This window comes from Roseixanthobacter liquoris, from assembly GCF_043195135.2.
In the GTDB taxonomy this organism is placed as follows: domain Bacteria; phylum Pseudomonadota; class Alphaproteobacteria; order Rhizobiales; family Xanthobacteraceae; genus NCEH01.
The window spans coordinates 2,116,048-2,129,830 of the sequence record NZ_CM195537.1; the positions used below are offsets into that span (position 1 = coordinate 2,116,048).

13 protein-coding genes are annotated in these 13,783 nt (G+C 70.7%); 6 read left to right on the forward strand and 7 right to left on the reverse strand.

What is annotated here, in order from left to right:
* Positions 1-147 precede the first annotated feature (147 nt).
* The 6 genes from V5F84_RS09300 to V5F84_RS09325 are packed head-to-tail and all read right to left on the reverse strand — an operon-like array spanning position 148 to position 7,780.
* The gene (locus tag V5F84_RS09300) at positions 148-2,058 is read right to left on the reverse strand and encodes a BatD family protein (protein WP_394046845.1); all 1,911 of its coding nucleotides are present in this window, start codon (positions 2,056-2,058) and stop codon (positions 148-150) included.
* Positions 2,059-2,061: 3 nt separating this feature from the next.
* The gene (locus tag V5F84_RS09305; RefSeq protein ID WP_394046843.1) at positions 2,062-4,230 is read right to left on the reverse strand and encodes a VWA domain-containing protein; all 2,169 of its coding nucleotides are present in this window, start codon (positions 4,228-4,230) and stop codon (positions 2,062-2,064) included.
* Positions 4,227-5,288 carry a vWA domain-containing protein gene (locus V5F84_RS09310; RefSeq protein WP_394046841.1) on the reverse strand — a complete coding sequence of 354 codons (1,062 nt, stop codon included), beginning with the start codon at positions 5,286-5,288 and terminating at the stop codon, positions 4,227-4,229. The genes V5F84_RS09305 and V5F84_RS09310 overlap by 4 nt, the downstream gene beginning before the upstream one ends.
* Entirely contained in the window at positions 5,285-5,815 is a 531-nt protein-coding gene (locus tag V5F84_RS09315) for a DUF4381 domain-containing protein (RefSeq protein ID WP_394046839.1), read from the reverse strand. Before V5F84_RS09315 ends, V5F84_RS09310 begins: the two co-directional genes overlap by 4 nt.
* Positions 5,812-6,801 (reverse strand): DUF58 domain-containing protein, encoded by a 990-nt coding sequence (locus V5F84_RS09320; protein WP_394046837.1) that lies wholly within the window; start codon positions 6,799-6,801, stop codon positions 5,812-5,814. The genes V5F84_RS09315 and V5F84_RS09320 overlap by 4 nt, the downstream gene beginning before the upstream one ends.
* A gap of 19 nt (positions 6,802-6,820) precedes the next feature.
* The gene (locus V5F84_RS09325; RefSeq protein WP_394046853.1) at positions 6,821-7,780 is read right to left on the reverse strand and encodes an AAA family ATPase; all 960 of its coding nucleotides are present in this window, start codon (positions 7,778-7,780) and stop codon (positions 6,821-6,823) included.
* Between the two features lie 356 nt (positions 7,781-8,136).
* Between V5F84_RS09325 and V5F84_RS09330 the strand changes: the two genes are divergently transcribed.
* The 3 genes from V5F84_RS09330 to V5F84_RS09340 all read left to right on the forward strand — a co-directional run bounded on the left by V5F84_RS09330 (position 8,137) and on the right by V5F84_RS09340 (position 10,143).
* A complete protein-coding gene (locus tag V5F84_RS09330; RefSeq protein ID WP_394046835.1) occupies positions 8,137-8,886 on the forward strand; it encodes a hypothetical protein in 750 nt (249 codons plus the stop codon).
* Between the two features lie 126 nt (positions 8,887-9,012).
* On the forward strand, positions 9,013-9,441 hold the full coding sequence (locus tag V5F84_RS09335) for a Rieske (2Fe-2S) protein (RefSeq protein ID WP_394046833.1): 429 nt from the start codon (positions 9,013-9,015) through the stop codon (positions 9,439-9,441).
* A 162-nt stretch (positions 9,442-9,603) separates the two neighbouring features.
* Entirely contained in the window at positions 9,604-10,143 is a 540-nt protein-coding gene (locus V5F84_RS09340; protein WP_394046831.1) for a hypothetical protein, read from the forward strand.
* A gap of 35 nt (positions 10,144-10,178) precedes the next feature.
* On the opposite strand, the gene V5F84_RS09345 is transcribed toward V5F84_RS09340, so the two are convergent.
* Positions 10,179-10,895: an MgtC/SapB family protein gene (locus tag V5F84_RS09345; RefSeq protein ID WP_394046829.1), complete on the reverse strand. Its 717-nt coding sequence runs from the start codon at positions 10,893-10,895 to the stop codon at positions 10,179-10,181.
* A gap of 206 nt (positions 10,896-11,101) precedes the next feature.
* Here V5F84_RS09345 and V5F84_RS09350 point away from each other — a divergent pair, with 206 nt between their 5' ends.
* From V5F84_RS09350 to V5F84_RS09360, 3 genes are all read left to right on the forward strand, one after another.
* Complete coding sequence (locus V5F84_RS09350) at positions 11,102-11,329, forward strand: hypothetical protein (RefSeq protein ID WP_394046827.1); 228 nt, start codon at positions 11,102-11,104, stop codon at positions 11,327-11,329.
* 157 nt (positions 11,330-11,486) lie between these two features.
* On the forward strand, positions 11,487-12,065 hold the full coding sequence (locus V5F84_RS09355; protein WP_394046825.1) for a helix-turn-helix domain-containing protein: 579 nt from the start codon (positions 11,487-11,489) through the stop codon (positions 12,063-12,065).
* A gap of 43 nt (positions 12,066-12,108) precedes the next feature.
* The gene (locus tag V5F84_RS09360; RefSeq protein ID WP_394046851.1) at positions 12,109-13,338 is read left to right on the forward strand and encodes a DNA-packaging protein; all 1,230 of its coding nucleotides are present in this window, start codon (positions 12,109-12,111) and stop codon (positions 13,336-13,338) included.
* The last annotated feature ends 445 nt before the right edge of the window (positions 13,339-13,783 follow it).

Here is a 13,783-nt window from a genome sequence, read left to right on the forward strand (position 1 = left end):
CGCGTCATGGCCCGGCCTGGCCATCCCCGCCGCCGGCCGCGCGGATCTTGAAAAGCTGGCGCCAGCGGTACCGCGTGGAGGCACGGGACGGGCCCGTGCGCGACGATGCTCTGCCCCGACGGCATCACGTCTGACCGTCTATGGGGCCTATCCCGCCTGGGGATAGAGCGGGGCGAGGCGCGCGCCTCGGCGCTTGCGGGTGGAGCGGGCGCGCGCGGCGCATTCCGCGGTCACGGCGGAAAGGCAGGCGGCGCCGCTCCAGCGCCCCTGGCCGGCGCCCGAGAACCCGCCCCCGTAAAGATGCTGGCGCAGATCCTCCGCCGCCTTGGCCATGGCCGGCGTGCGGAAGGCGTGCGCGGCGAGTGCCTGCGTGCCCGCTTCGCCGGCGCGGGCCGGGACCGGCGTGCCCTCGGCCCGCGTCCAGGCGAGCAGGGCGGCATGGGCGGCCACCGCGTCGTCGGCCTTGCAGGCGGCGCGCAGATCCTCCAGCGCGGACCCGGCGCCGGCGGGAGCGCGGCCGCGCCTGCCATATGCCGGGCCCCTGGCGCGAGATGGCGCGCGCACGTCCCGAGGCCGGCGGCGGCGCAGCACCAGCGCCGTCAGACCCAGCACCAGCGCGACCACGGCAAGCGTGGCGGCGGCGCGCAGGCTCATCAATTCCCCGAGCCAGGCGCGCAGCTCTCCGAGCCAGGAGGGCAGCACGAGCGGCGTTTCGGCCGTCTCCAGCGGCGCCTGGGGCGCGGGGATCGGCGCGGCCGGCTGCGCCTGAAGCTGAGGGGCGGGGGAGCGGGCCGGCTCGACGGCGGCGACGGCGAAGGTCTCCGCCGGCAGATGGGCGGTTTCCTGGGTCTTGGTGTCGGTGTTCCACCAGCCCACGTCCAGGCCCGGCAGCGTGATGGCGCCGTCGCGCGTCGGCACCACCGAAATGGTCTTGGTCAGCACCGCGCCCGGCTTGCCGTTGATCAGCGCCTGGTCGGAGCGGCTTGATTCCTCGTATTGGCGCACGCCGTCGGCGTCCGCGATCGGCAGGGGCGGCAATTGATTGGGGGTGGCGCCCACCGCTTCCAGGGTGAGGGTGCGCGTCAGCGTCTCGCCCACCTTGGCCTGGGCGAGCGGCGGGTTCCAGGTGCTGGAGAGCGTGACCCCCTGGGCCGGCAGGAACCAGCCCACCGCGTCCGCCGGGCGCGCCTTGACCTCGATGCTCACGGGCGCCGAATGCAGCGTCACCTCGCGGCCGAGATTGGGATCCGCGCCGGCCAGGGGCACGGCGGCGTTGCGCCCGAGCAGGCGCGCCATTTCCGAGGGCAGGCCCCCGCCGGTAAAGCCGGGCAATTGCGCCTCCAGCGTGATCGGCCCGATCTCGATGGTGCCGCTGCGCTGGGGGCGCATGATGTAGCCTTGCTCGATCACCCGGTAGCGCTGGCGGCCCACCACCTTGCCGAACACGCGCTGTTCGCCGACCTTGGTGAAGGTGGCGCCCACCGCTTCCGGCGGCGTCAGGCGGCCGCCCAGCAGGTTTCCGGCGGTGTAGATGCGCACCGCCACGGGCATTTCGCCCTGCACATAGGGCGCGGGGCCCATGGGCTCCACCTGCACGAACAGCGGGCGCGCCTCGGCCGGATCCACGGCGGAGGCGGCATCCACCGACAGGCGGATCGGTGCCGTGCTCTGGCCGGCGAGGGCGAGCGCGGGCACGGTGACCGCGCCCGGACGCTTGGGCGCCAGCGTCAGGATCCATTCATTGACCTGGGTGCGTCGGCCGTTGACCAGTTCCACCCGGCTCGCCCGGTTGCGGTCCAGGATGTCGAAATCGCGCGCCAGCGGCGCGAGATCCGGCGGCTGGGTGCCGTCGCCGCCGATCAGCGAGATGACCAGTTCGAAGCTTTCGCCGACCGACATGGTGGTGCGGTCCACGCGCGCCGTGGGGCCGGCGGCGAACGCGGGCGCGGCGGCGCCGGCCAGCGCCGCCAGCACGAAAGCCAGCGCGAAAGCGCGCGCGAGGGCTCGCAGGGGCGCGGGGCGGCACAGGGCGCGGAGCAGGGGAGGGGGCGCTGTCATCTCTCAGTTCTGCGGCGGGTCGACGACGCCCGCGCCCCCATAATGGCTGCGGATGCGGGCGCGCAAAAGGCCGGTGGGATCGTCGGGCACCAGGCGCAGGGTCTGTGCGCGATTCTGGTCCTCCTCGGTCAAGGGCTTCGGCGCGCCCGGCTGCTGCGGCGGCTGGGGCGGCTCGGGCTGCTGCGGAGGCGGCTCGGGCGGCTTCTGCTCGGGCGGCTTCTGTTCCGGGGGCTTCTGCTCCGGGGGATTGGGCTTCGGCGGTTCAGATTTGGGCGGCTCGGGCTTCTGCGGCTCGGGCTTCTGTGGCTCGGGTTTCTGCGGCTCCGGCTTGGGCGGGGCCTTCGGCGGCTCCGGCTTGGGCGGCTCGGGCTTGGGCTCGGGTTTCTGCGGCGTGCCCTTCGGGTCCGGCGCGGGCGGCGGCTGATCGGGCTTCTTGTCGTCGCCTGGCTTCTGCGGCTTGTCCTTGTTCTCGTCCTTGCCGGGCTCGTCCTTCGGCTTCTGGTCGTTGCCGGATTTCGGATCGGGCTTGTCCTGGTCCTTCTTGTCCTGGTCCTTCTTCTGCTGGTCCTTCTTGCGCTGATCCAGCAGCTTCTGAACCAGATCCCGATTGAACAGGGCATCGGCGCGGATCGGGTCGTCCTGGCCCGGATGGGCGGCGAGCGCCGCGTCATAGGCCTTGAGCGCTTCTTCCAGCTTGCCGGCGCGGGCGAGCGCGTTGCCGCGATTGTAATCCCCGTCCGGCACCGTGGCGTAGGCGGCGGCCGCCTCCTCGAACGCACCGGCCTTATAAAGCGCGCTCGCCTGCCATTGCGGGTTTTCGAAGCTGCGCGCGGCGGCGCCGTAGTCCGCGCGGGCGAACGCGTCGGCGCCCTGCTGGTCGGGGGTGCGCCAAAGGCCGGTCCATGCCTGAGATGGGCCCGCTTCGGGACCGGGACGGCGGCCGGCGCCCTGCGGGTCCTGAGCCTGCGGGTTCTGCGGCTGCGCGCTTTGCCCATCCAGCCCGCGCAGGTCCAAGGTTTGCGCGGGGGCGCCTTGCGGGCCTGCGCCTTGCTGGCCTGTTCCTTGGGCCAGGGCATCGCGCGGGGCCAGCGCGCCGGCGAGCGCCGCCATCAGCAGCACCGCGATCCAGCCGCGGCGGAACGCCAGCGGCGCCAGCGCCAGCACGCCCAGCAGAAGCCAGGGGCCCATGTCCAGCCATTGGTCGGCGGACAGCCCGCTGTCCTGGAGCACCGTATCCAGCGGCGCAGCCGAGCCGGAGGCCTTGGCGAGAACCGTGTCCAGGTCGTTATCGCCGACGGTCATGGCGGAGAAGCTGCCGCGCCCGGCGGCGGCGATCTCCCGCAGGCCCGCTTCGTCCATGCGGGTGGTGAGCACCGTGCCGTCCCGCGCCCGCAGCACGCCGCCGTCGAAGGCCAGGAGCGGGCTCCCCGCCTGCGTCCCGACGCCGATGACATTGACCCGGTAGCCGGCCTGCGCGGCGGCCTTCGCGGCGGCCACCGTTGCCGCCGAATCATCGCCCGCCCCGTCGCTGATCAGCACGATGCGGCCCGCCGGGGCACCGGCATCGCGCAGCAGCGTGGCGGCGCGGCCGATCGCGAGATCCGGCCGGTCCGCGAGCACCGGCATCAGCTCGGTGGAGAGTTCCGGCAGCATCTGCGCGACGATGCGCGCATCCTCGGTCAAGGGCGCGGCGACGAAGGGCGCGTCGGCATAGATCACCAGTCCCACCTGTCCGCCGCGCATGCGGGCGAGGATGTCGTCCACCTTGTGCCGCGCCGCGCCGAGCCGCGAGGGGCTCTGGTCGGCGGCATTCATGGATTGGGCGAGGCTCAGCACGATCACGGTGGGGTCGAGCCGGTCGAGCGCCGGCGTGGGCAGCTTCTCCCAGGCCGGCCCGGCCATGGCGAGCGCGGCGAGCACCCAGCCGAGCAGCAGCGCCAGCGCCGGCCAGCGGCGCGCCCGGGCGGTTTCCTGAACGCTGAGATGGCGCAGCAGATGGGCATCCACCAGATGGCGCCACGGGCTGCCCCCCGCGCCGATCCGATGGAACGCGAGCGCGGCGAGCAGCAGCGCCGGCACGATCGCCAGAAGCCAGCCCGGCCGCAGGAAATGAAAGGTCGCCGGCCCGAAGAAGGCGAACAGATCGTGCAAGGTCTGCGACGCCGGCGTCATGGCCGCCCCCCGGCGCCGGAGGTCGCCTCGCCCGATGCCGCCCCGCCCGATGTCGCCGCGCGCGGCGCGCTGGCGCCGCGGCCACGGGCGAGGGCCGGCGCCAGGAGGATGGCGGCGAGGAGCAGGCTCAGCACCAGGGCGACGCCGAGCGGCCAGTGGAACAGCGCGACCGTGGGCGCGAGAAAAAGCGGCTCGCCCGCCGCTGGCTCCATGCGATTGATGTCGCGATAGATCGCCGCGAGGCCGGCGCTGTCGCGGGCGCGGAAATAGCGTCCGCCGGTCATGGCGGCGATCTGCGCCAGCGCCGCCTCGTCGAGGTCGGCGGAGGGATTGACGATCTGCTGGCCGATGGCGAGGCGGTCGGCGCCGACTCCGATGGCGTAGATCTTCACATGCTCCTGGCGCGCCAGCTCGGCCGCGTGGATCGGATCGAGCACGCCGGAATTATTGGCGCCGTCGGTCAGCAGCACCAGCACGCGCTTGTCCTCCGGCCGGTCCTGCAAGGTCTTCACCGCGAGGGCGATGGCATCGCCGATGGCGGTTTCCTGCCCGGTCATGCCGATGGTGGCCTGGGACAGCAGATCGCGCGTCACGTTGCGGTCGAAGGTCAGCGGGGTCTGGATATAGGCCCGGCTGGAGAACAGGATCAGCCCCACCCGGTCGCCGGAGCGGCGGGCGATGAAATCGTCGGCCACCGCCTTCACCACCGAGAGCCGGTCCGTGGGCAGGCCGTCCTGCGTCAGATCCTGCCGCGCCATGGAACCGGAGAGGTCCACCGCCATCATCAGGTCGCGGCCTTCCACCGGGATCGGCACCGGCTTGCCCACATAGCTCGGGCGCATGGCGGCGAGCACCAAGGCGAGCCAGATCAGCGTGAGCAAGGCGAGCTTGATGCCGCGCCGCAGGATCGCGCCCGCGCCGGTCGTGGGGGCGATCTCGGCGAAGAACGGCACGCGCAGCGCCCCCGCGCGGCTGCGCCGGGCGGCCGGCAGGAGATAGCGCGCGAGCAGGGGCAGCGGGAGCAGCGCGGCGGCCCAGAGCCATTGGAACTGGATCATGCGTTGCTCCGCACCCAGCGCCGCAGGGCGGCCACCAGCGCGTCGCGCGGCACGCCGTCGCCGCCGGGCGCATGGGCCGGCACGTAGGGCGCGGCCGCGACGAAGGCCGCGAGCGGCGGAGCAAGGCCCGCCTTGCCCTGCGCGAGCACGCGTTCCCACTCCGCGCCGGTGAGCGCCGCCGCCGCCGGATCGCCCGCGCGCGTCACCAGGATGCGGCGGATCAGCACCGCGCCGGCGGCGGCCACCGCGCGGGCGTCGCGATGGCGGGCGGTGTCGCGGGCGATGGCCTTCAATTCCTGGTCCACCCGATAGGCGAGCGTCTGGCGGCGGCGCCATTCCAGAACCGCGCCGATCAGGCCCAGCACCACCAGCAGGCCCGCCAGGATCCACCAGCCCGGCGCCAGCGGCCAGAAGGAGACCGCCCCGGGCAGATGGATGTCGCGCAGCCCGGCCAGCGGGTCCTCGGCGGGCGCGCCGGGCAGGGTTGCCGGAGCATCGGGAAGGGAGAAGGCCTGCGCCAGCTTCATGCGGCGGCCTTCCGGGCCTGCCGGCGGGCATTGCGCAGCCGCTCGGGATGCAGCAGCGCGGCCGGATCATCGCCGGTCTGGAGCTGAACGAAGGCCATGCCGCGCTGGCGCGAAAGAGCATCCAGCGCCGCGCGGCGGGCGGCAAAGCGCCCCGCATAGGTCTCGCGCATCGCCCGGTTGTCGCCGTCCAGCAGCCGCACCGCCGCGCCGTCGCTGACCGGATAGGCGCCGCGCGCCGGCATCGCCTCTTCCAGCGCGTCATAGACGAAGAGGTTCGTCACCTGCGCCTGGAGCGCCAGCCGGCTCAGCTCGCGCGCGGCGGCTTCGGTGAAATCGTGGAAATCGCTGATCAGGAAGACCAAGGTGCCGGGCCGCGCGGTGCGGCGCAGGCGCGCGACGGCCTCGGCGAGGGAAGGTTCGGGCGGTGCGGACGCGCCTTTCGCCGGCCTCGGGGCGGGCGAAAGCGCAAATCCCTCCTGCGTGCCGTCGGCCATGGCCTTGACGAAGCCGAGGACGCGCGCGCGGCTGCGCTGGGGGCTATAGGAATGAAGTCCGGAAGGGGCGGCGATCACCCCACCCACCCGGTCGCCGGCCTCGATGGAAATCCAGGTCAGCACCGCCGCCGCCTTCGCCGCGAGCACGGACTTGAACGTGTCGCGCGTGCCGAACCGCATGAAGCTGCGGCAATCCAGCAGGATCAGGACCGGGCGCTCGCGCTCTTCCTGGAACAGCTTGGTGTGGGTGCGCCCGGTGCGCGCCGTCACCCGCCAGTCGATGGTGCGGATGTCGTCGCCGGCCTGATAGAGGCGCACTTCGTCGAATTCCATGCCGCGGCCGCGGAACGCCGAGCGATAGCCGCCGAACTGCTGGCTGCGCACCTTGCCGCGCGGCGCGAACGCGCTTTTCCCGCCCTCCGGCCGCGCCGCGATCAAGTCCTCGAGGCGGGCGATGAGGCCATAGCTGGCGTCGGCTTCGGCATCGCTCATCTCTGGTCCTCGGGGCGGTTCACTTCACCGGCACGCGGGCGATCAGCGTGTCGAGGAAATCGTCGGCGCTCATGCCGTCGGCCTGGGCCTCGAAGGTCAGCAGGATGCGGTGGCGCAGCGCCGACTTGGCGATCGCCTGCACATCCTCCGGCACCACATAGTCCCGCCCGCGCAGCCAGGCGAAGGCGCGCGCGCAGCGGTCGAGCGCGATGGTGCCGCGCGGGCTGGCGCCGAACGCGATGACCCCGGCCAAGTCCTTCCCATAGCGCTGCGGCGTGCGGGTGGCGAACACGAATTGCAGGATATATTCCTCCACCGCCTCCGACATATAGGTGGCGAGCGCATCGCGCCGGGCGGCGAAGATGGCGGTCTGCGATACCCGTTCGCCGAAATCGATCACCTCGCCCTGCGCTTCCCCGCGCACCAGCCGCAGGATCTGCCGCTCGGCGGCGATGTCGGGATAATCCAGCTTCACATGCAGCAGGAAGCGGTCGAGCTGGGCCTCGGGCAGGGGATAGGTGCCTTCCTGCTCGATCGGGTTCTGGGTCGCCATCACCAGGAACAGCTTGGGCAGCACATAGGTCTTTCCGCCCACCGTCACCTGCCGCTCGGCCATCGCTTCCAGCAGCGCCGCCTGCACCTTGGCGGGGGCGCGGTTGATCTCGTCCGCCAGGATGAAATTGTGGAACACCGGGCCGGGCTGGAAGCGGAAGGAGCCGTCTTCCGGCCGGTAGATGTCGGTGCCGGTGAGATCGGACGGCAGAAGGTCCGGCGTGAACTGGATGCGCTGGTCGTCGCAATCGATGGCCCGGGCGAGCGCCTTGATGGCCTTGGTCTTGGCGAGGCCGGGCGCGCCTTCCACCAGCAGATGCCCGTCGGCCAGCACCGCCACCAGCAGCAGTTCCACGAACGCCGGCTGGCCGAGGATGCAGGTGTTCATATAGGCCGCGAGGCGTTCGAACACGAGATGCAGGTCCATGAGGCGCAGGTCGTCGGAGCCGGCCGCAGGGGGGGCAAGATGGGCGTGTGCGGCGTCGCGGGTCGGGTTCATCAAGGCTCAATCCGGTCTGGGTTAGCGACTCTATAGCCAGTGCTGCGTCGCACCGCACCGTGGGACAGATGATTTTTATGTAATGTGAAGCCGCAAGAACGGTATCATGAAGCCGTTCTTGCCGCGTACGTGATCCGAACGGCGCCTGGATGGGCGCCCCGGGGCGTCGGAGCGTTGGGGCCCGCTTGGCCGCGCGCGGTGCGGCATGGCGCTTGCATCGACCCCTCTGAGAGCCAGGAATTGACGCAAACGCGCCAATCCGCTGCAAGATCGGGGGCGACGACATGACCGATATGGTCGAACTGCAAAAGCGCAAGCAGCCGATCAATCTGGCCGTGGTGCATGTGGACCCGGACGCATTTGTCGCAAGCTTCATGGGCTGGCTGGAAATCACCGCCTTCATTACCGCCCAGCGCGCCGGCACCGCCACCATCCCCGCCGACGGGGTGACGCCCGCTTTGACCGCGGAAGACCTGAAAAGCCCCGGTGTCCGCAATGTCGGAAACGATGCGCTGTTCGCCTTCTGCATGACGGCGGCGCTGAAGGGCGACAAGGCGGCGGTGGAGGCCGTGGACACCGCGCTGAAAGCCAGCATGGGCGAGGATTATCCCGGCGCGCTCGCGGTCGGCTATTTCCGCGCCCACAACGAAAATCCGATCCTGCTGGAGGATTTCGTCGGCGTCGCCGGGCGCAAATGGCTGGAAGGCGACAGGCCGCCGCCGCCCATGCGGGCGCGGGAGGATTGGAACACCGGCCTGCGCTTCTTCGAGAAGGCCCGGCAATCCAATTTCATCCAGGAGGTGATCTATCCCCTCGCGCGCTGGATGCGGGCGCGCTGGAGCCTGATCGCGGAGAAGGAAGCCGCCTTCCTGCATCATATCGAGGACAATCTTCCGGTGCTGCGCGAGGCCCTGGAAGAGCCGCGCAACGACCAGCCCTTCATCGCCAACCTGCTGCTGAAGGCGGCGCCGGCGGTCGATATGGAATTGACCGAGGAATATCAGGGTTTTCTGCGCTCGCTGGCGCGGCGCTAGGGCGGCTTCGGCGCGCCGCGCGCAGGCCCTTGCGCGAGATCCAAACCCGACAGGCGCGCGGCGCCGGGTCGCACAATGTCCGCTTTCCCACACGCCGCACGCGTTCGACTTTGAAAGGCAGGGTCCATGAACGAATTGTTCGCCATCTGCTCCACCTATGAGATCGACGACGGCGGCGCGCGCGGCTTCGTGCTCGCGCGGCTGGACGAGACCGGGGCCAGCAAGCCCTGGCCGATCATCGTCACGCGCAAGTCCAACGCCTTCTTCGGCTTCGAGAACGCCTGCCCGCACCAGGGCGCGCGGCTCGACACCATTCCCGGCGAGTTCCTGGACGAGGACGGCAATTTCCTCACCTGCGGCAAGCACCGCGCCCAGTTCGACCTCGATACCGGCCATTGCTTCATCGGCCCGTGCCAGGGCCAGACGCTTACCCCGGTGGAGCTCGTCATCGACGATGGCGACGTGTGCCTGGTGGGCATCGAGCTGGCCGAGGAGGACGGGCTCGACATCGAGGAGCCCGACACCTTTCCCGAGGTGATGATCACCAGCGACTGACGCGCCGCACGCCGGCTTTCCGCTTGATTTTGCGACCCCTTTTGCGCCCCGCGACAGGCGCGTTTTCTCCCGACGTCGCGGGTCGCCCCGGCTCTGATCCGCCGATGCGAACGACGGCCACGCCTCGACGAGCCCCGTCGATTCCATCGAAGGACGACCCCCATGACCTCCGTTTCCGACACGCCTTTCGCCAAGCTTGAAACCGAGGGGCGGCTGTTGAAGCCGCTTCTGAGCGCCGATACCCATGTGGCCGGCCGCTTCGGCTATCGCGGCGACATCGCCTTCGACGGACCGGAGACCCTGTTGAAGGAAGTATTCTCGGTGTGCGAGAGCGGCAAGCCGGCGATCGGCTTCCTGGCCGGCTCCATCAAGGAATATGCGAGCCTGCCCAAGCTGGTCGAGACCTTCGGCGATGCCTTCGACGGCGCGGGAAACTATTTCATCTATATCGCCGATCTGCCGCAGGGAAACCGCTTCTACATCCGCTTCGGCGACGTGAAGGTGTTCGCCATCTATATCGACGAGACCAGCGTCTATAACGAGCTGATCGACACTTTCTATGTCGACAAGATCAAGCTGAAGAAGTTCGATACCTCGGCCAAGCTCGACGCCCTCGCCGATGTGGGTCTGAAGTATTCGAGCCTCTCGGACTATAAGGAGATGTCGTTCGAGGACGGCTTGAAGGTCAAGAACGCGGCCTGAGGGGCGTGCGATCCGGCCCTCAAGGTAAAGCTTGGTCAGTCCTGCGTACTGCTGCTCCAGGTGGTATGCAGGACGCCCGGCTGCTTCTCGATTTCGGCGATCACCGCATCGATCTCGGCGGCGTCCACGGCCGTGCTGACCAGGGTGGCGAGGATTTCCACTTTGTCGTTGCTGCGCTCGGTCACCTCCACGTCGCCGACCGGATAATGGGCCGCCTCCAGGCGCTCCACCAGCAGGTCGCGCACCTCGTCCAGGGCCGTGCTGGTGGTGATGACGAGCACCTCGTAGGTCTGCTCGGCGCTCTTGTCGTTGATGGGGATGCGGTTGATCAGATTCACCACCGGCCGCAGCAAGGTATTGCCGGCCAATACGAAAGCGGTGAGCAGGGCGGCTTCCGCGAGCATGTCCGTGCCGGCGCACGCGCCCACCGCCGCCGAGCACCACAAGGTGGCGGCGGTGTTGAGGCCGCGCACGTTCATGCCTTCCTTCATGATCACGCCGGCGCCCAAAAAGCCAATGCCTGAAACCACATAGGAGATGACCCGCACCGCCTCCGTCGTTCCGGCGATGCGCTGGGCCAGGTCCACGAAGGCGGCGGCGCCGATGGCCACCAGGACGTTGGTCCGCAGCCCCGCCGTGCGCTGGCGATACTGGCGTTCCGCGCCGATCAGCAGGCCGAAGACGAACGCCGCGGAGAAGCTGATGAACGTGTCAAAAAACTGTAACAAATCAAAAGTTTCGGCGAATTTCATGATTTCGCGGTCCCGCACGCGCCAGCTGGCCCAGCCTTAGCAGTCCGGGCGGAAATTGCCACCGTCGCGGACGCGGAAAAATCGCCGCCGCGCCAGCGACCGGGCGCGGCGCGCGCACCTCAGCCTGGGGCAAGGATGGCGGTTCAACGTGGGCGTGTCGCCGAACCGTCTCGGCGCGCAATCCGTGCCCCCGAGGAGGGCCGCCCATGGTCTCGCCCGCCGACCCCCGCTCCGTTGCGCCCTCGCCCATGGAGAGCCACGATTTCGACCCCGGCACCGCCTTCTGCGTGCGCTGCGGCTGCCATCGCAACATGGTGCTGCGGTTCGAGCGCGCCTGTATCGAGGCGACCAATGTCGTGGCCATGTCCCATCTGCGCGCCCGTGCCCGGATGCGCGAGGCGCTGGACGAACGGGCCTTCACCTCCTTGCGGTGATCCTCCTCGAAGCGTGTAGGAAATTAGTCCTTGACAGCGATGCGCTGTAGGACTATGGTCAGTTCATGTTCGAGAGTTGCGCCTGGCGCCGGCGGCCTGATCCGCCGATGCGTCGCGCTTCCCGCTTCGGACGACCGCTTCCAATCGCGAGATCCCCATGTCCCGCATCCCGCCCAAGGCGGCGGGTCAGGCGCGCGCCCTCTATGAGGCCGGCACGCCGATCCGCCAGATTGCCGCCGAAACCGGCCTGTCCCTCGCCTCGGTCTATTTCTGGGCCGATCGCATCGTCGAGAAGGACGGCACGGTGCATCACGCGCCCGCCCCGCGCCGCTATGTGGGCCGCACCACCAAGTCGCCGAGCCGCAGCCGCCGGCGTGCCTTCCTGGCGCGCCTGTGGCACGCCGCCGAGCGGCAGATGGATGAAATCGATGCCCGCATCGCCGCCTTGGACGCGGCCGATGCCTCGCCCGCCCGCCCGGGCGCGCGCGGCCCCGGCGCGCGCGACAGTGAGAAGGATGCGAAGGCGCTCGCGGTGCTGGCGCGCGTGGTGCGCGAACTCGGCGCCCTCGATGGCGAGGGCGCGGCGGGAAAAGCGTCCGCAGCGGCGAAAAGCGGCGCGGCCGCGCCATCGGAGGAGGGCCTGCGTGGACGAAACCTCGACACCTTCCGCCGCGAGCTTGCGCGCCGCCTTGATCGCCTGCGCGAAGGCGGGGACGGCGCCGAGCCTGCTGGCTGAACTGCCCGAGGCCGATGCCCGCCTGCTGCTCGCCGACTGGGAAATGTGGGCGCGGCCGGACCAATTGCCCCCCGATGTCGCCCAGGGCGGCGGCCCCTGGTCCACCTGGCTGGTGCTGGGCGGGCGCGGCGCCGGCAAGACCCGCGCCGGGGCGGAATGGGTGCGCGGCCTCGCGCTCGGCCGCCCGCCGTTCGCCGAACGCCCGGTGGGGCGCATCGCCCTGGTGGCGGAAACCATGTCGGACGTGCGCGAGGTGATGGTGGAGGGCGTCTCCGGCCTCCTCTCTGTCCATGGCGAGGGCGAGCGCCCATCCTGGGAGCCCACCCGGCGCCGGCTCGTGTGGCGCAACGGCGCGGTGGCCCAGGGCTTTTCCGCCGAGGACCCGGAAAGCCTGCGCGGTCCGCAATTCGAGGCCGCCTGGCTGGACGAGCTGGCCAAATGGCGGCGGGCGGACTCCACCTTCGACATGCTGCAATTCGGCCTGCGGCTCGGCGATCGGCCGCGCCAGATGATCACCACCACGCCGCGCCCCTCCGCTTTGCTCCGGCGCCTTTTGGCGGACCCGTCCACCGCCGTCAGCCGCGCCCGCACGGCGCAGAACGCGCTGCATCTCGCCCCCGGCTTTCTCGATGCGGTGCTGGCGCGCTATGGCGGCACCCGCCTCGGCCGGCAGGAGCTGGACGGCGAACTGATCGAGGACCGGCCCGACGCGCTCTGGTCCCGTCCGGCGCTGGAAGCGGCGCGCGAGGCGGAGGCGCCGCCGCTGGTGCGCATTGTCGTGGGTGTCGATCCGCCGGCATCATCGCGCGCCGGGGCGGATGCCTGCGGCCTGGTGTGCGCGGGCATCGATGCCTCCGGCATCGTCCATGTGCTGGCGGACGCGAGCGAAAGCGGCCTGCGCCCGGCGCTCTGGGCGGCCCGCGCGGTGGCGCTGTTCCGCCGCTTCGCGGCCGACCGGATCGTCGCCGAGGTGAACCAGGGCGGCGAGATGGTGAGCGCCGTGCTCGCCGAAGTGGACCCTTCCGTTCCGGTGGAGCAGGTGCGCGCCACGCGCGGAAAATTCCTGCGCGCCGAGCCGGTGGCCGCGCTCTACGAGCAGGGCCGCGTGCGCCATGCCGGCGCGTTTCCGGCGCTGGAGGACGAGATGTGCGATTTCGCCTTGGACGGGCTTTCCAGCGGCCGCTCGCCGGACCGCCTGGATGCGCTGGTCTGGGCCGTCACCGCCTTGGCCTTGGGCGTGAAATCCGCGCCGCCCCGGGTGCGGGGGCTTTAGGCGCGGGCATGGCCTGGAGGCGGCGCGTCCGTTCGAACGCCCTCCGGCCCCCTCCCTGACCCTCCCCCTCCGGCCCCCTCCCTGACCCTCCCCCTCCGGCCCCCTCCCTGACCCTCCCCCTCCGGCCCCCTCCCTGACCCTCCCCCTCCGGCCCCCTCCCTAACCCTCCCCCGCAAGCGGGAGAGGGGATCTGTCGTGCAGGTGGAGATGGCATCTCCTCGCCAGAACCTTCGTGCTCCCTCTCCCGCTTGCGGGGGAGGGAATCCATCGTGCAAAGGGAGACGGCATCTCGCCGCCGGAACCTTCGTGCTCCCTCTCCCGCTTGCGGGGGAGGGGTGGGGAGGGGGAACCCGTCGGCACCGCACGAACGCTATCCTCACGCCGGTCGGCCGGGCCGTTCGCGGCGCGGCGGGGGTCCCGAACACACGGCAGCCCCCTCCCTGAC